Here is an 18,982-nt window from a genome sequence, read left to right on the forward strand (position 1 = left end):
CGAACATCCGTTCCACATATAAGCAGCTTATCATTTCAGATAATATTTTTCAAGTGGTAAGTAGTGCAAATCAATAGAATACAACATTTCAAACAATCATTCCACATAAAAATAACTCCTGCCCTCTTTTCTTGGCAGGAGTATGAAATAAATTATTTATTCTTGAAAGAATACACTCAAGAAGGCTCTGTAACTATACATTCTAATATAAGAGTTCTGCTTTTCTTTTCTCCAAACCTATTCCTCAGTTTATTCCTCATTGTATCACATCAAGATATCAGTTTTTTCTTTACCACCTTTTCGATGGCAGCGGAATCTAGTAAATCCACGATAGCCATTCCTCCAGCATAGTTGAAATGTTTCATTAAGTCCCGGAATCTATCTCGATTATAAAAACTAGGATTCTCTTTCTTAATTTTTGCAAGAGTATCTAATATAGTTCTTGTAAACTCAGTGTTCCTAGAGAAATTTCGTTCTGCTAAATTTAAGGTAAGATCAGAATTGTGAAGCAAAATATCTGTGAGCTCCCAGGGATTAGCAAGGGATTCGTCATACGTCATATAGCCGAACCACCACAGTCTGGCAAGACCATTTCGCACCGGAGCTTTTTGACCTGAAAGGAAATATCTAGTTTCAACTCGTTTCGATGGACTACTCTTTTTCTTGCTCTGCTCTGGATCGGGACCATCTTCCTCTTCGTCATCATCCTTTAGCTCAACTGGCCAGCGGGATCGCATATAGTCCCAAAATGTTGAATGAGTCAAGAACGCCCAGAGCCTTTCATTTGAAGCCTCTGCGGGAGTTAAATGTTTAAGAGCGCCGTAAAGAGTACGGACATTCTCCAAATCATAATGCACAGGTCGTTTACCATTTGTGCGGATAGAGTTCTTTAATTGAATGTCCGGGATAAGTAGATTTGATTGTACTGACAAAGAATCATCAATCCAAGACTCTCTCTCTTCATACTTTTTCGTTTGAACATGCTCCAATACTCTCAACTTCAGACGTTGCAATCCATTCTCAGTAAAGTAACGAATTCGCATTAATCAATTCTCCTCCATTTCCATCAACAATTTTAAGGAGGGTCCCAAAGGTTTGCCTAGCAATTTGTGCGCAATGCTAATAGAAGTATCCTGCATATTAATGTTTTTCTTTTTAATCGAATTCATAATTACGGCATACCACTTTTTGTTTGTTTCATTCTCACTAACATTCTTTGATTTTATCATCTCAATTACGTTTACAAGAACGGGCACAACTGCCATTAATGAATACATCGGTGCAAACGCCTTATTGTTACTGTTCAATAGACTTAGGTTATTGAACTCTTCTTCCGGTAGATATATTGTTATTTTATCTTCATCTAGAGTAAAGTCGATGGGGTTTGAACTGTCCGGTAACCTTTCAAACATAAACACCGATGATACCGGTCGAAGCGAATCTTTCTTTTTTACGGTTATCAAGGTCAACGGTTCTGCTACAGCTAAGATGTCACCTCGGCTAACTGAAAATGGCTCGTCACCATACGCTTCGTCAAATTCGTCACTGGAATACTTTTCAATATCCTCAATTGCAGCAATAGCAGGGCATACATCGACATGATTTTCCAGCTGATCAGCTGGAACAATAAAGCTCATAGTTTCATCATTCGAAGTAAAGACCTTACGATAACGAGTATGGCCGCATTCAAAATGAAGAAGATAGCAAGCCTGTCTTTTATGAATCATTTTTTTTAGAGTCTGGCTCGTTGTATTAAAAACTGCAGTAAATCGATAGAAGTCACCTTCAGGTTCGGATATTAGTTCAACTTCATATTTGTGCTCTCCAAACCCATTGAAAAAGTCACATAATACCGGATGTGGGAAATACCTGTGTTTAATTTGCATAAAGTTTCACCCTTATTGCACGTTTTTCCGGATCTACAAGCGAAAGCTCTACCGTATATTGTTGATTAGCTTTCATAACGATGGGTCCAATTTTCATTTGTCCGTGTACATCTATCACTTCTCCGGTAACTTTGTTCTTGGCCGATACAATTTTGGCTTGCTCTGAGGACTCTTCTCCCTCAAACAAAAGACCCAAATATGCTTGTCCATCCGTTTCAGGAACAAGTACAATATAATATTTACCAGACCGGTAGTACGGCAGTTGTTTCTTTAGTTTTGGTAGTGTAGTAATGCTTTGAATTTTTTCACCCTCAGGATTCGGTTGACTATTAGAGTTCCCGCCAGTCCGCCTCTCTTTTTCACCTCGTCCTCCACTTCCACTACCATGTCCAGCTCCCTTACCTCTACCATTCTCTCCTTCATTATCCCCACCGTTAGTACTTGCACCACCGTGCTTACCTCGGTCTGGTACATCGAAGTCATTCATTGGATCTTCTGTGCCTGTCATGTGTTCTTCTTGAACTATATAAGTTGCTTCTTCCTTTGAAATATTTTTTTTCGGGCGGATAATAATGGATTCTGGCGCATTATAATTTGTATCCAGGACATTACCAGTAGAGGATAAGATAATGTCATCATTATCATCCGCCAAGTACTGGCTAATCCCTTCAAGGTCAAGAGTATCCCCAGTATTTTTTCTGACAAGCGTTTTAATTTGATCTGAAATCCAGTCATACATATCGGACAATACTTTACTAGCCCCTCGTTCTTTGGCCCGACTTGCGATCCAGTTATCGTGTTTGGGCGGCTCCATTTTTCGAAGCAGCTTGTTTATATCGTCACCACTGGCAATAAAGACCCCGGAAAACTTCAAAGGGCTGCGAAATTGTCTTTCCCTTATCAGCATTCCTGTTTTCCGGAACATAGCAATTGTATTATTTTGATCTGGTCCGAGCTTTAAATAGAGTGCAATAGCTCCTCTATTACTAAAATTGGCCTCTGAAAAATAAATGATTTTACTGGTGAAAGCTTCGAAGTATGAAAGAAGCTTAGGATTATCCTCTGAGAAATATTCCTCGATTAAACCTTTGATTGTCGTATTATCAATCACAATATTGCCGGCATGAACAATCAGCTTATTTTCCATTATCGCGACAAAAAAGTTTTCGACAACTGTCTTAATAGTGATTTCTTCCCAATTCCCACTATTCTTAAATCCTGCGATAAAAATATCTGTACCTATCTCTTCTCTCATAAAAAAGGGATGTGGGTTGTACTCTGACACCGGAAGATTTCCGTTTGGGTTTCCAAAAAAAACCTGTCCCCCTAGTTAATTGCTCCTGCTCATTATAATGGGAGACCAATCTCGCGGAGCCCTGAAATGCTCTTTTGTTTTCCAAGTCTACAGTGTTGTAAAAGACAGTACGTAACATGGAGCATTCAAACGGTGCCGCTTTCCCTATACCAAAAGAACCCCCGTCATCATCGGCTTTATTCGAAACACCAACCGCTTTGACAAGCGCAAACCACTTCCCCTTAAGGTCATTGTCTGATCCCGATAACCCAGTCGTGTTGTAATCGCTAACTTTCATAAATGGGATATGATCATCCTCAAACACCTTTAGAGCTTCGCGAAAAAAGTTTATCTCGTCCAGATGACTTTCTGCGAGCTCAGCAAACTCTAGACACCGCTGCAAGATCTGCACAAATTCCTTCCATTCAGGGAACATACTCTTTAGCAAGAACTCACAGTTGTATTTAACTATTACAGGCTTTGAATCCGAGATTTTAGCATCTATTGCATTTTGGATTGTTTCGCGAACTAATGATGCAGGACTGCCCGCAAAAGTTTCAATTCCAGCGTCATTTAACCCTTCCCGTATTCCCCCATCATTTAATGGAAACTTCCAACTAGCCATTAGAATGCCCCCTTATATTTTATATTTAGTAGTTCTCATACTAGATAGGGCTAGTTTTTTTTAAAGGAGAAAGCCACATCTTCAGATGTCTCCTCGCTTCTAAACTTTGACTTCATGTTCTTCAATTCAGACTCCAAAGCTTCTATAATTTGTTTAACATGTGCTTCCGAGTAATCATAATTCCGACGGTTAGACAAATTACCAATAAGACGTATTTTCTTTATCGCTTCAGAAACTCGCTTTTCCGCTAATCTTTCAAAGTTACTTCGTTTCTCCAAAGGATAAAACCCCCTAATATTCTGAGATAATATACCAGTATTTAACCACATACAATTCACAAAGTCTACTACAAATTAAAATTATAGTTTCATATTATCGAAATATAGTTCCTTATATACCATACAAGAACCACCCAAATCACATTTGTGCTCAGATTCATTTTCCCGGCATAACCATTGATTGATAGTGTACATCCTACTCCTTTTGAAATTTCATTACCGCATTTCATAAAGTATTACGAAGCTGGCAGCGTTCGCCGATTTTCACCAGCGCCGTGCCGGGGGTATACTAGAAGTAGCAAGGAACGACATATTCTAACGATAAGCGGTTCCTTATGGCGGGGAGGCGAATCTTATGGAGGCCAGCATCACGATCAATCGCACGGTCCTCACCGTGGTCCGGGGAGATATTACGAAGATCCCCGCGGACGTCATCGTCAACGCGGCCAATACGAGCTTGCTCGGGGGCGGCGGCGTGGACGGCGCCATTCACCGAGCCGGCGGGCCGGAGATTCTCGACGCCTGCAGGCGTATCCGCGCCCAGCAAGGCGGTTGTCCCGTCGGCGAAGCGGTCATCACGACGGCCGGGCAGCTGCCCGCCCAATATGTCGTGCACACGGTCGGTCCGGTCTGGAACGGCGGGGATGACGACGAGGCGGAGAAGCTCCGCGACTGCTATCGCAATTCGCTGACGCTAGCCATCGAACATGGCGCGGCCAGCATCGCGTTCCCGAACATTAGCACGGGCATCTACAGCTTCCCGAAATTGCTCGCAGCCGAGATCGCCTTGGATGCGGTCGCGGAATATCTGTGCGAGCTGGCGGACGATGCGCCCGCGCCCAAGCGGATCATTTTCGTCTGCTACGACGCAGAGAACGAGCTGATTTACCGGGAGACGCTGGGGAATTGCTCGTGATGGATGACGCGAGTCATTGCGTTCTCGTATTCCAAACACAAAAAGCACCTGCCCGCAGCAGGTGCTTCTTCTTGTGTCTGCCTATCGCTTACCGTCCGCCGAGCGTGCTCCACACGCCCTGCAGCCACGCGTCGAACTCGTCGCCTTTGTCGCCTTCGTACGTATCGTAAATGTCTTCGCGCATCCGCTTCAGCTTGTCCTTGAATTCCTCGTAGGAATGGCCGGCTGGAAGGCTCTTCTTGACGCGCAGCAGCACTTTGTTCACGCCCTTAAACAGCTCGCCCTTGCGGCGCGCCGGCTTCTGCGGCGATTCGCCGAGCAGCTGCAGCTGGCGGTAAGCCGCCTCCTGCACCGCGTACACCAGATCATTGTTCATCCGGTGGTTCAAAATATCCATGATCTTCGCGTGTTCCCACTTGCCCAGCTCTTCCACCGCCGACAGGCGCTCGCGCCAGTTGGACGAACGGTTCGCGGACGTCTTCAGCTGCTCGTAGTTCTCCGGCAGCCCAATTGTAATTTCGACTTGGCTCATTGTGTGCTTCCCATCCTATCTATGGATTCAAATGTCGGCTATCTGTCTTCGTCACGATCGCGCATGAATGGCACCATGCCTGTCGCGCCCGTCGCGCCTCTCGCTTCAAGCGATCTGCGCGTGCTGCCATGCGTCAGAGGCGATGCTTCCGACGCCGGTCTCTCGCGCTTGGCAACTGCCGGCTTGGCCGCTCCGGCCGCCCGCTTCACGCCAGCGCCCGGAGCGCCCGCCGTCTTCTTCGCGCCCGCGGCTGCTGCCCCGGCCGACTCGCCCGCCTGCTCGCTTCCTTGCTTCGTGCCCTTGCTCTTATAAGGCTTCGGCGCATTCGCCGCCTTGTTCGCGCTCTTCTGCCAGCGGTTCCAGCCCTTCTTGCCGGTACCTCGGCCCGTGCCTTTTGCTTTGCTCAACTCATCACTCCGTTATGAACTTCCATATTGCGCGCCGCTAGGGGCCATTCCTTACTTTACCACAGGAATCCGCTCTCGCAAGCCCGATCGATCGCTATATTGTCCATTATAACACGTCGAGCGGGATTTTAACGGAAACGAAGGGACAACCCGCTGCATGCTTCCGCACAAACGAAAAACCCCCGCTCTCCCGCGGGGGCTTCCGAACGCTCGCAATGCCAGCGTTAGTTATTCAAATCATCGTACATCGACCCGACCACGCTGACCTTGATCTCGTCGAGCGGCTTGATGCCGACCAGCGTGCCCAATTTGCGATAGGCATGCGGCTGCTGAGAAAGTTGGACGTCGCCGATCCACGCCTTGACGTAATACTCGCCGTCCGGCATGCCCACGTTCGTGTACACCCGCAGGTTCTGCGGATTGATCGCGATCGTGACGGTGGTCTTCTCCGTGATTTTGTAGATGTGCTGGCCGTTCTTTACAAACTCCTGGTACTTGAAATACTGGTCGCTGCCCGACGTGCCGGACTCGCCATAGCCTTCCAGGATGTTCTTCCAGTACGGATGCGTGGAACCCGCGCTCGTCTCCGCATGCTCCAGCTCGACGACTTCCTTCTCGTAACGGGAGCCGTCTGTACTGCGATCGCGGACGGTGAGCAGCGTCATCGCATCGACGCCCTTCGGCGCGGCCGCCGTCAGCGTCGCCGCCCGTCTGCCGATCTTCTGGCCTCTCGCCGGCAGCGCCTCGTTCGCGAGATTGACGGCCTGCTTCTTGTTGTTGACGAACATGAGGTCCGTCTCGTAGCGGAAGGAATCGATCACCGCATCCACGAGATCCTTATGGTCCTGCGTGTCGTCCCGCGTCGTCTTGTATGTGACGGTCTCGACCGTGAACGTATACTCGCCCGCCGGGTTGAAGTAGTACCCCGCCTTGACCGGGTATGCATGCTTCTGCAGCTCGCGGTCCGTCGCGAAGACCGCCCGGTCATACTGCGCCTTCACGTTCTGCTTCTTCGCGGCCGCCGCGCGCGACGCTTCGTACGCTTTCGCCTGCGGGACCGTCTTCGTCCACTTGATGTCCCCGGTCGCCTGCTGGGTGAACGTCCGCTGGAATTGCCCCGGCACGTCCGTCCAATTCGTCAGCGAGCCGTCCGTCGCCTGGTGGGCCATCCAGCGGATGACATTGAACTTATACGGCTCGCTCGTCCACCACAGCTTGCGGGTCAGCGACGTAATCGCGTTCGTGTCGATCTGGTCCTTGTAGTCCTTGGCCGGCACCGTCGTACGGCCGTTGTAGACGTAGACGTTGATCTTCCGCTCGTCGACGCCCGGCGTGAACGGCGCCGACGTCGAGCCATGCTCCCGCTTGGTCTCGCAGGTACGGTGACTCACGCCCTCCGAGTCCGTGGTCGACGAACACTCCTCGTACTCGTGGATGTAATTCCGGCTCACCGACCCGCTGAACCAAACCGTGCCGGTCCTCGAACGCGGGGCGGTCGGCGACGCGTTGTTCAACCATCCGCGCTGCAGCGGATTGTCGCCGAAATCGGTTCTGCTCAGCGTCGAGCTGATAATCGGATTGCGGGTAATCGTCGCCCCGGCTTCGTTCACGTCCGGATTGTTGCCCACCTGGAAATTGCGGAGCAGGCTCGGCGCCTGATTCGAGACGCCAAGCGAGCCCGTTGCGTTCCCGTCCCAATAGGAGCTAGGCGGCAGGTTCAGCTGCGCCACGATATCGGCCCCGTTCGCGAGCGGGTACTGCACGTCCCGGCTCAGCACGTTGTAATCCAGGTCGAACTCGCCGACCGTCTTCGGCATCGCCGTGACGATTCGGACCGCCGACGCGCCGGAGTCGAGCTTATTGTTGTCGTAATAAGCTTCCTTCGGCGAATTGTTGTGCTTGTTCACGGCGAATTTGATTCTGACGTCGCTCGGCGGCATGGCGAAGGTCACGTAAAATACTTTCTGTCCGCCCGCGGACAGCGTAACCTTGCCGCTCTTGGCCGAGCCGCCGCTGCCGTCGAATTCGGCCGACACCTCGCTGTTGCTGGTGATGCTCCACTCGTACTCGGTTTCTTTGGTCTCGTCGAACGTCGATTTGACCTTGACGGCAACCCGGACCTGCTGCCCCTCGATCGCGCCGGATGGCAGCGATTCGAAGTGGGCGGACAGATCGTTATCCCGCTCCAGCAGATTGAACGGCGCGATCGGGATGCCGAGGTAGGTGCCGCCGGTGAGATAGATGCGGCCCGCGCCCCACGAATAGAAGGTCGGCGGCTGCAGAATATGAACGTAATCCGTCCACTTCCCGCCTTGGGAAGGCGTCGCGTTCCGCTGGTAGACCACTCGGTCCGCATACTCGCTATCCTTGCTGCCATGCATGAACTCTTGGTATTTCTTGCCGGCATACACTTCGTTCAGCCCCGCGATGATCGCCTCGTCGAAGGTGCCGCCGGAGCTGACCAGGTACGGGTTGCTCCGGTCCTGGTAATCATTAAAATTGGTATCCTTAATCGCAAGTCCGGGATTACGCCACGGTTTCTTGATCAAACTAAAGTTTTGGATTTGCGTGCCGCTCCAGCCCGCATCCCAAGGAAAGCCCTTGGTCGAGACCGGATCCCCGCCGACCGTATAGCCCACATAGCGGTGCATGCTTTTGCCGTTGTGATGAATCACATCGCCGTGATCCGTGCCATAGACGATCTGAAAGCTGCGGCTGCCCAGCTGGCTGGCTAACAGGTCCGTCCGAAGCTGCCGGTAATTCGAGCTGCGCGGAAAATATTCCGATCGCCCGTAAAGCTGCTCCATGTCCTGATTCGCCTGCGCCAGCACCTCGTCCACCGTGGTCGGAGCGGGGGGCGCGGCGGCTGATGAACCGCCCGGCGGCAGCGCCGTCAGCAATAGCCCTATCGCCGTGATAATAGTTAATACTCGTTTCATAACGTCACCTATTTATTGTAGATCGCGATGCGAATGTCCGAGTTCGGATTCGACGCCACCATGACGCCGTACTTGGAATCGGTGAACGTCTTGGTGTCCAGCGATTGTTCCCGCTTCGTCTTCGTTCTCGCGTAGTTCATGACCGCGTCGGCCGTCGATTGTTCGAGCAGCTGCTCCAGCACCGCCTGCGCCTCATTCATCGCCTCGGTCGGGTCGGCGTCTTTATGCGTGAAGCTGATCGACACATCCATAAAAATGAGATCCTTCTCGGTCGTTTTGCCATAATCCACGATGCGCAGCTGCGCGGCCGTGACATAGGATGGATCGCTGTACGGTCCCGACTTCTGATAATTAAACGTTGCCCCGTGCACCGTCGCTTCCTTCGTGTTCCCCTCGGTCGGCGTCTCCTTCACCGGCGTCTTGCCGTCCGTGTTGATGTACACGGTGCGCGCGTCGGCATCCCATTGCACGACGGCCCCGAGACCTTCGCTGACAAAACGCAGCGGCACGAACGTGCGCTGATTGCGCGTCAGCGCTACGGTGTCCATCTGCTTCGTCACGCCGTTCAGCGTGTAGCTGCGCTTGCCGATCGTGATGACCAGCGACGTCGTCTTCAGGCTGATCGCCGCCTTCTTGGTCGTGCCGTTCCAAGCGACCTTCGCGCCGAGCGCCTCGCTGACGAAGCGGATCGGGATCTGCACCCGCTGGTTCGCATCGGCGAACGGCTGCGCGTCCGGGAACTGGATCTTGCTGCCGTTCACGACGACGCGGAGCGGCAGCGGGGATGCGGCCTGCGCGGCCGGCATGCCCGCGATGGTGAACATCAGAGCGGCGATGATGAGTGCGAAAGAAAAGCGTTTCATGGTCATGTGTCGTATTCCTCCTGGTCTCTTAGGTTAGTGGAGCGCCGCGCGCGACAGACTGACGAGCTTGGCCTCCATCGTCCGGTATTTATCGAGCGTAAACTTCAAGCCTCTGGCGTAATGCGCCATCGATTCGGCGACCCGCCGCTTCTCCGTACGCACCGCGTCGCACAGGCTTTGCACCTGGCGGATCTGATTCTGCACGTAGTATTCGTGGTAGCTTCTGCCGACGCCGGATGATACGCCCGACGCGATAGACAGCGCCCGCTCGGCCAGCTCCTCGAGCCGTTCCTCCTTGCGCTGCAGCGTCCGGTGCAGATTCTCCAGCTGACCGAGATTCGCCAGAATCGTCGCCCCGCGCGCCACGCCCGCAGCAGCAGCCGCAATCTTGCTCACCGTCTTGGTCAAGCCCGACTTGACCTTGCCGACCAGCTTGTCCTTAAACGACTTCACGCCGGCGACGAACTCGTCCTTCTCCTGCTTGATCTTCGCCTTCACCCTGCCGAACACGTCGCCGATCTTCCGGACGGCGGCGTCCTTCGCCCGCACGAGCGCATCCCACTTGGCTTTGACGGCGGTAATCGTATCGTTGATGAACTTAGTTAGACCGTCCTTCAGCTTGGTCATGAAGTTCGACACCGCGTCCTTGACCCGCTTGGCGAAATCGACGATCTGATCGCCGATCAGATTCGCCATCTCGACCACCCTCTGCACCGTCTCCTTAATGAAATCAACCGCTTCGTTGAAGAACGTGACGGCGAGCTCCTTCAACCGTTCGAGCCCCTTCTGGAGCATCGGAATGACGGTGTTCAGCACGAAGCCGATGACGACGAGCGCCACCAAGGCGCGGACGACGCCGAGCAGCGCCGTCACGACGACAGCCGGTCCCCCGGCGATAACGCCGATCAGCGCAAGCGCGCCGAGGACGAAATGCTGGATCTCGAAGCGGCCGTCCCACATTTTGAACGCCTCCTGCAGCAGCAGCTCCTTCACGCGGGCCGGCACCACCTCCAGCCCCACGGTCAGATTCTGGATCAGGCGAGGGACGAGCGCGCCGCCGTCCTGCTTATCGGCGCGCTTGAACGTCTCGCCGTCCCCGTTCATCATCAGGGAGAACATGGAGTGGTGCGCGAACCCGAGCCCCGTGGCCAGCGTGTCGATGTAGATGCCCGCCGACGGATTGCTGAACAATGCCGGCACGATGTCATGGCGGTTGCGGAACTCTCGGAGCTGGCCGTTCGCGTTCATCTCCGCGATCTGGGAAGCGTACCTATCGAGCACGCCGCGGTTGAAGCCCGGCGCGTTGAAGGTCGTGGCCGAGATCAGCCGCTGACGCAGCTCGTCCGGCAAAATAAAGGAGGAGTAGAGCGCCAGATTCCCGCCCAGAGAATGACCGGTCAAATACAGGTCGCCGTTATGGTTGTTGAACCGCGACATGTACGCTTTGGCGTCCGCCTGCTGCAGCGATTCGTCGGTATAAGCCGTCGTGCCGTTGTTCTTCCAGTCGTTGCGGTACAGCGGGTCGTTAATCGGCTCGCTGCCCCGGAAGACGGCGACCTTCTCGTTGCTCGTCGTCGTGACGGTGAAGGCGACGAAGCCGGACTGCTGCTGCGCATTCTTCGAAACGACGTCGGAGATGACCCAGTTGGCGGATTCGGTGTCGTCCATCTTGTTCAGCATCTCGAGCCAGTGCTCGTACTCGTTCTTGCCGTTCAGATCGCTCGCGAACCGCTCCTTCAGCTTGTCGATGCCCTGCGTCGTGTTCGAGAACTCGCCCGTGCCGGTGTAATAATCGATGAGCTGGCCAACGGTAATCTGCTTTTTTTGGTTATACGTTCTCTGGATGTCCAAGTCGACGCCGTTGTGCGTTCCCTTGATGTCCAAGTACACCAGCTGGGCGAGCTCCCGCAGCTCGTTCTCGCTCAGCCCGCCGCTCATTCGGACGCTCCCATCCGCTGCGCGCCCTGCCGTCTCTCCTGCTGCCAGCGGTCGAAGTCCGCTTGGAACACCGCCTTCGTCGCGTCCAAACGGCCATTCTCGTCGATTTTGAACCCGGAGATCGTCAGCACGTTCAGCGTGCCGTCCTCCTCCTGTTCGTCGAACAATAGCGAGCCGACGGCCTTCGTTTCCTTGGTCAGCTCGTCGAATTTTGCATAGACGTCCGGCATCAAGTAGTGGATATAGACGCTGCTGCGGACATACCCTTTCGCCTTCAGCTGCTCGGCGAATTGTTCATAGCGGGCGATCTCTTCCTCCGCATTCAAGTCGCCCTTCGCGTACATGTACTTGCTTCCGTCGAGGTAGACGCTGACGATCTGCCAGTTGTTCGGGTACAGCTTAATGAAGTCCGCGTAGGACATCGACGTATCGGCCTCTTCGGGGTAGGTCATCCCCGTGTCGTTCGACACCTCGAGACGCATGTCGCCCCAAATTCCCCGGGCCAATTCGCCGATCGGCTCCCGCGCGTCTCTCGCGAGCTTCTCGTTCAAATACTTGTCGTACACCCGCTCCAGATCCTTCGTGATCTCCGCCGATGCTTTGAGAGATGGATCGCTAACCGGATGGATGACTGCCTTCAGCGTGTTGCTGTTCATCGTGCCGAAGCCGCCGCCCAAGCCTTCGACCTTGAATGCTTCGCCGTATTTGGCCTGCAGCGCCTCTTCGATTTTCTTCACGGCCTTCTCGTCCTTCGAACCGCCGCAGCCGATCAAGCCCAGCATCGATACGAGCAGCATGCCGATCACCGCCTTTTTATAGTTTCGTTTCATGATAACGCCTCCTTTATGTCAACCGCGTCGCAGACCTAGTCGCGGGCCGGTCCTGCCGGCCGGCGCGTCCGCCGTCCGCGGCAAGACTACTCGCCAAGCTCGAGCTGAAAATCAAACTCCGGCACGCGCAAATCGCCGATCGCCGGCACGCTCACGTAAGCCTCCAGCTGGGCGCCCATCTCTTCTTCCAGCCGGTCCATGCGTTCCTCCAACCACTCGGCGAAATGCTCCAGCGACAGCTGCAAATGGTCGACGAGGTTAGCCTCGTCTCCGTTCGCGAGAATTAGCGCGCTGAGGACGGCTTCCACCGAGGCGTAGACCTGCTCCGTCAGCTGGGCGATCTCGTTGGCGCACGATGCGCTCGCGGTCTCCAGCCGCTCGCCCAACCCTTCCGGCGGCAGCGAGCGGAACAACGCGCCCGCCTCTTCCTTCCATACGTGCACCGTGCGGTAGACGAGCCGCTCGAACTGCTGCTTGACGGTCTCCAGCCCCAGCGTCGCGCTCACCATCGTGAGCCGCTCCATCATCGTCAGCAGCACGAAGCCCGGCTGCTCCTCGGCTTCCTGCTCGAGTCCCGCCGCTTCCGCGAACGCGCGCAGCACCAGCTCGGACGCCGGCGCGGAGGCTTCGGCTTCGGTGAGCCGATGGAACCGGCTGAGCAGCGCATAGATCGCGCTAGGCTCGCCCGTCACGACCCGGCCGTCCGGCCCGAAGCGGAAAGGCTCTGCCGCCCGCGCTTGCGCCCCCTGCGCATCTGCCGCGTCGCCCGGTTCGGCCGCGAAGCGCACCTCCCCGACGTGCGTCCCGACCGCGGACAGCCAGCTGTCCTGCGAGACGTAGCGGACGAGCCCGCTGCTGCCGCGATGCTCGCCAACAAGCCTGCCCGCAATGCCCGGCGCATCGAAAATCACGCCCTGCACCGCGCCGGACGCGTCCGCGGCCAAGGTCGGCGCCTGCGTCGAGACATCGACGCGATCCGCGACAGCCGACGCGTCCTCTTCCCGAGCAGCCGCGGTCCATCTCCGGGCCGTCGCCGCAGCTTCCGCAGCCGCATTCCGCGCCGATTCTGCCTCGTCTGCTGCCGTCAACGCTTGCTCCGTTACGCCTTCGCCCGTCTGTTCGGCCGAATCTGCCGCCAGCGCCGCATACGCCGCCAGCGCTCCGCCAATCCCGCGTCCGGTGACGCGGCAGTCTCCAGCGCCCCGATTCCGACGCAGGAATGCGCCCGCCTCCGCGAGCAGCTTGCTCTCCGCGCCGTACAGCGCCGTCAGCGCTTCCGCTTCATTCGCCGTCTTATATGTAAAGATAAAGATTTTATCCTCGTGTTCATCGTGAAAGGCGTAGGCTTCCGCCGCGCCGAAGGTCATCCGGTCCGTCAGGACCAGCCGGCTCAAGCGGTCATCCGCCAGCAGCGCTTCCGCGGCCCGGTACGTGGAACCGACGTCCGTCGTCTCCGTGGGTTCATCCGCCAGATGCGCCATTATTTCCCTTATACGGTTACCATTCGCGGGACACGCCCGAAATGCGTCCGCCGCCGCGGTCAGCAGCCAATATTGTTTATCCGTCAACGCCAACATGGGTTCCCTCCACCGTTCGTTTACATGACGATCCTGTCCTGGAGTAAATCACAAGGCAGGACGTATAACCGCCTGCCTTGTGAGAAATTGCTTATCGGGAGCGCAGTTTCGCTGCCATTTCCTGCTCCGCTTGCTGCTTGATGTTCGCGATTTGAGTCAGGTTCTTGCTGATGTTCTCCACGCATTGAATGAGTTCCTTGAAGCTCGGCATCAGGCCGTCGAATTGCTCGACGAACGCCGTCTGCGATTCGCCCTGCCACCAGCCGCTAACCGCATGAATTTCCTTCTGCAGTTGGTTGACCAGCGTCTGCGCGTTGTTCGCTTTGCTCGAGATGGACTTGGCTACGCCAAGCGCCTGATCCGGATTAAACGTCAAATTGTTTCCCGCCATGGATGTCACCTCCCTTCATGGAATATGGCTTGCGCTCTCGGCTCCGCACGCAAGCGCAATGCTGTCAGGTTAAGAGGGCTGCGCCCCTTTGACGACGCTCCCTCCCCCTTCCCCCTCCGCCGAGGGGAACCAAAGGACTTTGCCCTCTGGACTCCCGCTTTCGTGCTGGTTCAATTGTTTGCGGTCGGCGGGTGGGCTTTATCGGGGCACGCTTTTGTCCTAACGGACAAAGCTTCATTTTCACCCGAAGGTTTTCCTTAACCATCGCCCTCAAGCGGTCCGCCGGTTACCGGCGCTGCTGCTGCTGCTTCTGCTTCAGCGCCTCTTGGGCCGCGCGCTCCGCGGCGCGCTTCTTCTCGGCCCGCTCCTGCTCGGCGCGCTGCACCTCGCCCGCGATGCGCTCCACGCCGCCGGCGAGCGCCTCGATCTTGCGCGCGAGCGCCGTCAGCTCTTGATTCAGCGACTGCTGCTCGGCGCGGAACGTCTTGGCGGCCGTCCCGGTCCAGAAGCGCTCCGATTGCCCGAACGCCGAGCGGATCTGACCCGCCTCCTGCCTGACCTCGGCGGCCAGGCTATCGATTGCATGCGCGTTTCTCCGAATGTCGGAAGGACTTGCAGACATGGGATCATCCCGCCTTTCGTCGCTAGAATGTCGCGCATTTCAGCCCGGTGTACCGGTTCTTGACGACCAGATAGCCGGTGCCGAAATCCGTATGCTTCTCCTGCACGCCGTACGGCACGTTCACGGAGAAGAGGTTCTGCTCCTTCAAGCGGCCGAGCAGCACGCCCGTCTGCTCCTCGCGGATCGCCTTGCCGAGCGAATCCCAATTCGAGGCGAGGTCGGACGTGTTGTCCGCCGCGAGGACCGCGATCTTCATGCCGCGCTCCTGCTTGACGACGCGCTCGAGCAGCTCGTGCAGGGCGTACATGTCGTTGCCGGTCAGCTCGCTCAGCCGGTCGATGACGAACACGATCTGCTTCCAGCCCGCCACGACATCCTCGCGGCTGCCGCCGCTCTGCTTGCAGGCGAGCAGCTCGGCTCGGCGCGCGTCCAGCAGTTCCTTGATCTCGCCGGTGAAGTCGTACATATCCTCCACGGCGGTCAGGTCGTGAACGCCCGGCTGGCCGAACAGCTCGTAGATGCCCATCGAGCCGGAGTCCAGCGCGTAGACGGTCAGGTCCGGCTGCTGCTCGCGGAGCGTCTTGATCCACGAGACGAGCAGCGTGCTCTTGCCGCTCATGGCGTCGCCGGCCACCATGACGACCGGCGTGGCCTGCAGATCGAGCACGACCGGCTGCAGATCGTGACTGCCGAGCGCGATCGCCAGCTCCCGGCGTCCTCGGTTCAGCTCGCGGATGTCGATGCGCGCCGGCATCATCGGGATCGGCGTCGCCCGCCGCGCGCCCGTGCCCTCGAACCGCGCGATCAGCGCCTCCGTGCCCAGCTCGCCGAGCTCCGGCAGCGCCGCCTGGAATTCGAGCGGCGGCTTGCCGCGCATAAGGCCGCGTCCAGGCACCTTCGCCGGTTCAAGCCCCTCGGTCCGGCCGACGATGCCGTCGTATTCGCTCTTCTCCGTGAGCTGGAACGTCAGCGCCATTTTGAAATTGACGGACAGCTTATACCGGATGAGCGTGGCATTGGTCGCCGTCGCCGCCAGATAAATGCCGTACTTCGCGCCTTCCCGGGCGAGGACGACGAGCTCCGCGTCCATGTCCTCGTACGTCTCGGACAAGGCGAAGTAGTTGTCGATGAGCAGCACGATCGCCGGCAGCCGCCGTCCGCTTCGACGGTAATCCGCGAAGCCGTCGGCGCCCGCGTCCTCGAACAGCTGCTTGCGCTCCTCCATCGTCCGGCCCATGTAGAGCATGAACTGCGCCATCTTCTCTTCCTGCTCGAGCGTCATGACGCCGCCGACGTGCGGCAGCCGCTCCAGCGATTTGAGCGCGTTGCCGCCGAAATCCATGATGTACACGAACGCGTCCTCCGGCGAATACCGGTGGGCCAGCGACAAGCAAAGCGTGCGCAGGAAGACGGTCTTGCCCGTGCCCGGACTGCCGTACACGAACAGATTCCCTTCCTGGGCGAAATCGATCTCCAGCAGCTCCTGCCGCTGCCCGCGCGGATCGTCCATCAGGCCGACCGGCACGCTCAGCAGCTTCGGCTGCGCCGGCCACTTCCCGTCCGCATACCCACCTTCCGCGAGCGGCGCCAGATCGAGCGTCTCCGGCAGCGGCGGCAGCCACGGACCGGCGAGCGGCTCGATGCCCAGCTCCTCCGCGGTCTCGCGAATGTGCCGTACCATCGTATCCAGCTGGGAGGGCAGCTCGTGCTTGACGATCTTCTCCTCCGCCAGCGGGTAGATCTGCTCTTGGCGGCCGTTCCACGCCACCTTGTAGATGCGCTTGGCCCGGTTCTCGCTCTTGCGCAGCGCGCCGTCCGGATCGTAATCCGCGCCGGAGTAGGCGGACTGGAACAGCTCGAACACTTCGTCGTTGCCGACCTGCAGGTAAGCGCGTCCCGGCTCCTTGATCATGGCCGCGTCGGGCCGCTTGATGACGTCCCGGCTGTCCTGCTCGTCCTGCACTTTAAGACTGATTTTGAACTTCGAGTTGCTCCAAATTTGGTCGTCGACGACGCCCGCCGGCTTCTGCGTCGCGAGCACGAGATGGACGCCGAGGCTTCGGCCGACCCTCGCCGCGCTCACGAGTTCCTTCATGAATTCCGGCTGGTCCTGCTTCAGCTCCGCGAACTCGTCCGCGATCATGATCAGATGCGGAATCGGCACCATCGCCCGCCCGTCCTGCCGGCTGTAATACAGCTTCTGGTACTTGTCGATGCTGTTCACGCCGAATTCGGAGAAAATCCGCTGCCGTCGCAGCAGCTCGCTCTTGATGGAGAGCAGCGCCCGCGTCGTCTGGTTGCCGCCCAGGTTGGTAATCGTGCCCGCCAGATGCGGCAGGCCCTTGAACGCGTCGGCCATGCCGCCGCCCTTGTAGTCGATCAGCACGAAGTTCACGTCATGCGGGTGAAAATGAACCGCCTGCGAGACGATGATGCTCTGCAGCAATTCGCTCTTGCCCGAGCCCGTCGTCCCGGCGACCAAGCCGTGCGGACCGTGGCCCGTCTCGTGCATGTCGAGGTAGACCGGCTCTCCGCCGGCTCTCGCGCCGATCGGCACGCGCATACCCATGTACGTCTTGTTCCGGTGCCAGTTGTGCACGAGATGAACCTGCTTCGCCTCGCGCGCCCCCAGCATCTCGAGCAGCGTCACGGATCGCGGAATCGCGAACGCGGCGGACGTGTTCTTCAGCCGCAGCGGCGCGAGCGCGCGGCCCGCCTGCTCGAGATTCAGCGAATCGGCGCTATCCGGGGTGAAGACGATTTTCTCGCCCGTCGCCCGGTTCGCCAGCTCCCCGCTTCTGCCCTGCAGATGGATGACCGTCTTGCAGTTCATCGGCAGGTAAGCCGTATGGAGCGCGGTGAAGATCGTCGACACGCCGAGCTTGGCGCAGCCATTGTAAAGGTAGCGGCCGATCTGCTCGTTCTCCAGCAGCGACGGATCCTCGACGACGAACACGTAATGCGGCAGCACGCTCCCCCCGACGCTCTTCGTCTCCCGCTCCTTCAGAATGGCATGAAGCTCGCCCAGCGTCTGGCGGGCCGTCGCCTGATTCGCGAGCAGGAAGCGGACATTATAGCCGTCATCCCATACATGCGGAATGAACTTCAGCCATTCCCATTTTCCGACTTTCTCGCCATTGGTCAGGATAATAAGCCGCATGTCGTCGTACCCGTGATGGGTGACCGCTTGCAGCAGCATCAGCCGCAGCAGCTCGCTCGTCTTCTCTTCTTCGCCGGCGATGCCGCAAATCTCGGCCTTCATCAGATCGACCGCGATCGGCACGTTCGGGACGCGCTCGAATTCGCGGGCGAGCCGCTGCGGCTCCATGATGAGCGGATCGGATTCGAGGATGATCGCCTGCTTCGTATAGTTGATCCGCAGCTCCATCGGCGCGCTGCCGACCCCGACGCGCAGCGACAGGAAATCGCCCGCCGACGGCGTCTTCTCCCACAGCTTGCTGCTCGTTCCCGCGATGCGCCGCACGCATTCGCCCGGTTCGGGATGCATCTCGTTCATCGCCTTGGCCTGCTGTTCCCGGGCGACGCCCAGCTCGCTTCGCGTATCGGTAATGAACTGCAGGTATTTGTCCTCCCGCTCCTTCTTCTTGCGCTTGTACTTGCGGATCTGCGAAGCCGCTCCGGCCAACGAGCCGATGAGCGTCATCACCGTCGTCGCGATCGAGATGAGCATGAAAATCGACTGCGAGGTCATGGCGATCAGCAGCGTAATGACCAGCATGACGGCCGGCGGCACGAGCAGGCCGAACCAGGAAATCTCCGGCTTCTCGCTCATCGTCGGCGGGTTCGGCACCTCGACTTCGCCCCGCGGCAGCTCCGGCAGGAACCGGGGCTGACGGCTAAATTCTGTTTTCATCGATAACCCT

The 18,982-nt window shown here is 56.8% G+C and carries 14 protein-coding genes and 1 pseudogene; 1 reads left to right on the forward strand and 14 read right to left on the reverse strand.

The genetic code is table 11. The features are described from left to right. Positions 1-269: 269 nt before the first annotated feature. From ACFSKT_RS26400 to ACFSKT_RS26415, 4 genes are read right to left on the reverse strand one after another with little or no spacing between them, the layout of a single operon-like run. The gene (locus tag ACFSKT_RS26400; RefSeq protein ID WP_377720833.1) at positions 270-1,043 is read right to left on the reverse strand and encodes a DUF6339 family protein; all 774 of its coding nucleotides are present in this window, start codon (positions 1,041-1,043) and stop codon (positions 270-272) included. A 3-nt stretch (positions 1,044-1,046) separates the two neighbouring features. Next, positions 1,047-1,886, reverse strand: coding sequence for a hypothetical protein (locus ACFSKT_RS26405; RefSeq protein ID WP_377720832.1), 840 nt, complete (start codon positions 1,884-1,886; stop codon positions 1,047-1,049). Next, entirely contained in the window at positions 1,876-3,171 is a 1,296-nt protein-coding gene (locus ACFSKT_RS26410) for a hypothetical protein (protein ID WP_377776366.1), read from the reverse strand. The genes ACFSKT_RS26405 and ACFSKT_RS26410 overlap by 11 nt, the downstream gene beginning before the upstream one ends. Beyond that, positions 3,098-3,805: a hypothetical protein gene (locus tag ACFSKT_RS26415; RefSeq protein ID WP_377776367.1), complete on the reverse strand. Its 708-nt coding sequence runs from the start codon at positions 3,803-3,805 to the stop codon at positions 3,098-3,100. Before ACFSKT_RS26415 ends, ACFSKT_RS26410 begins: the two co-directional genes overlap by 74 nt. A gap of 633 nt (positions 3,806-4,438) precedes the next feature. Here ACFSKT_RS26415 and ACFSKT_RS26420 point away from each other — a divergent pair. Next, positions 4,439-4,999: an O-acetyl-ADP-ribose deacetylase gene (locus ACFSKT_RS26420; protein WP_377720830.1), complete on the forward strand. Its 561-nt coding sequence runs from the start codon at positions 4,439-4,441 to the stop codon at positions 4,997-4,999. Between the two features lie 88 nt (positions 5,000-5,087). On the opposite strand, the gene ACFSKT_RS26425 is transcribed toward ACFSKT_RS26420, so the two are convergent. The 10 genes and pseudogenes from ACFSKT_RS26425 to essC form a co-directional block, all read right to left on the reverse strand. Beyond that, positions 5,088-5,531 carry a HEAT repeat domain-containing protein gene (locus ACFSKT_RS26425; protein ID WP_377720829.1) on the reverse strand — a complete coding sequence of 148 codons (444 nt, stop codon included), beginning with the start codon at positions 5,529-5,531 and terminating at the stop codon, positions 5,088-5,090. Between the two features lie 269 nt (positions 5,532-5,800). Then, positions 5,801-5,938 (reverse strand): annotated as a pseudogene (locus tag ACFSKT_RS26430) (DUF3934 family protein); the annotation flags it as partial. A 224-nt stretch (positions 5,939-6,162) separates the two neighbouring features. Then, positions 6,163-8,877 carry an Athe_2463 domain-containing protein gene (locus ACFSKT_RS26435; protein WP_377720828.1) on the reverse strand — a complete coding sequence of 905 codons (2,715 nt, stop codon included), beginning with the start codon at positions 8,875-8,877 and terminating at the stop codon, positions 6,163-6,165. An 8-nt stretch (positions 8,878-8,885) separates the two neighbouring features. Further along, on the reverse strand, positions 8,886-9,746 hold the full coding sequence (locus tag ACFSKT_RS26440) for a copper amine oxidase N-terminal domain-containing protein (protein WP_377720827.1): 861 nt from the start codon (positions 9,744-9,746) through the stop codon (positions 8,886-8,888). Positions 9,747-9,773: 27 nt separating this feature from the next. After that, positions 9,774-11,678, reverse strand: a complete 1,905-nt coding sequence (locus tag ACFSKT_RS26445) for an Mbeg1-like protein (protein ID WP_377720826.1) — start codon at positions 11,676-11,678, stop codon at positions 9,774-9,776. Next, positions 11,675-12,508 (reverse strand): hypothetical protein, encoded by an 834-nt coding sequence (locus ACFSKT_RS26450; RefSeq protein ID WP_377720825.1) that lies wholly within the window; start codon positions 12,506-12,508, stop codon positions 11,675-11,677. The genes ACFSKT_RS26445 and ACFSKT_RS26450 overlap by 4 nt, the downstream gene beginning before the upstream one ends. Positions 12,509-12,594: 86 nt before the next feature. Then, positions 12,595-14,085: a hypothetical protein gene (locus tag ACFSKT_RS26455; RefSeq protein WP_377720824.1), complete on the reverse strand. Its 1,491-nt coding sequence runs from the start codon at positions 14,083-14,085 to the stop codon at positions 12,595-12,597. Positions 14,086-14,176: 91 nt separating this feature from the next. Further along, entirely contained in the window at positions 14,177-14,476 is a 300-nt protein-coding gene (locus tag ACFSKT_RS26460; RefSeq protein WP_377488347.1) for a WXG100 family type VII secretion target, read from the reverse strand. Positions 14,477-14,762: 286 nt separating this feature from the next. Further along, positions 14,763-15,098, reverse strand: coding sequence for a WXG100 family type VII secretion target (locus tag ACFSKT_RS26465; RefSeq protein ID WP_377720823.1), 336 nt, complete (start codon positions 15,096-15,098; stop codon positions 14,763-14,765). Between the two features lie 22 nt (positions 15,099-15,120). After that, entirely contained in the window at positions 15,121-18,972 is a 3,852-nt protein-coding gene (gene essC, locus ACFSKT_RS26470) for a type VII secretion protein EssC (RefSeq protein ID WP_377720822.1), read from the reverse strand. Between the last annotated feature and the right edge of the window lie 10 nt (positions 18,973-18,982).

It is taken from the genome of Paenibacillus xanthanilyticus (assembly GCF_042682185.1).
In the GTDB taxonomy this organism is placed as follows: domain Bacteria; phylum Bacillota; class Bacilli; order Paenibacillales; family Paenibacillaceae; genus Paenibacillus_Z; species Paenibacillus_Z xanthanilyticus.